The following is a 1,116-nucleotide window of genomic DNA, read 5'->3' as shown; positions in this document are numbered from 1 at the left end:
TGCATTTGTCACGAACACGAAAGACCGCAACGTGAACCAAACTTTGCTCGATCTCCAGTTCAGCCATTCGCAAAAAGAAGGCTACAAGTTGGCGACCGAAATTTTGGGTGAAATGGGACGCGTCGCGCATCTACACAACACCAAACCAATCAACACCAGCTTGGCAGTATTGCGTTCGCCACAAATTCCATCGGTCCTTGTAGAGACTGGATTTATCTCTAACCCAACAGAAGAGAAACTGCTGTTCCAACGCGCGCACCAAGATAAGTTAGCGCAGGCTATCTCTAAAGCGGTGGTTAAATATCTAAAAGATAACCCACCTGAAGGCACGGTGTTCTCACCTTCCTCTAAACCAATGGTGCACATTGTTAAGCGTGGTGAATCGCTGTCTGTGATTGCGAATAAATACGGTACTAACTCGAAAGCGTTGATGGCCGAGAACAAGTTGAAATCGACCAGCTTAGCGGTTGGACAAAAACTGCGTATTCCGTCAGCTGGCAAGATCCAAGTGCCAAGCAAGCCTATTACAGTAGAGACTGAAACGATTACTCATACCGTTAAATCGGGTGAGTTCTTAGGTAAGATCGCAAGTCACTATAAAGTGAAGCTGTCGGATATTCGTCGTGAGAACAACTTAAAATCCGATACCTTATGGGTCGGTCAAAAACTTAAGATCACCGTAGCAGTGAAAGATAAGCCGATCCGCAAGCACAAAGTGGCGCGAGGGGAATACCTTGGTAAGATTGCGTCCAAATATGGCGTGAGTGTTGCGAGTATTCGCCAAGCAAACAACTTGCGCTCGGACGAGCTTGCTGTTGGGCAAGTCCTGATCATTCCAAACAAATAAGTAAGTGAGCTTCTAACTCATTATGACGATAAAAATTTTGCCAGCTAGGCTCGCCAACCAAATTGCGGCAGGGGAAGTGGTCGAAAGACCTGCCTCTGTCATCAAAGAGTTGGTGGAAAATAGCCTCGACTCTGGCGCAACCCGAATCGATATCGATATCGAAAAAGGCGGTGCCAAGCTTATTCGTGTTCGTGACAACGGAAAAGGGATTGCGAAAGATGAGCTCGGGCTGGCACTCAGTCGTCATGCAACGTCTAAAATCCATACCT

At 46.9% G+C, this 1,116-nt stretch carries 2 protein-coding genes; both read left to right on the top strand.

Features of this window, described 5'->3' with window-relative positions:
* The coding region (locus R8O11_RS25075; RefSeq protein WP_318194591.1) for a LysM peptidoglycan-binding domain-containing protein at positions 1–847 on the top strand (847 nt) is incomplete at its 5' end.
* A gap of 22 nt (positions 848–869) precedes the next feature.
* The coding region (locus tag R8O11_RS25070) for an ATP-binding protein (RefSeq protein WP_318194590.1) at positions 870–1,116 on the top strand (247 nt) is incomplete at its 3' end.

Source organism: Vibrio sp. 1288 (assembly GCF_033344475.1).
This window is presented reverse-complemented; position numbering and strand designations above follow the sequence as displayed.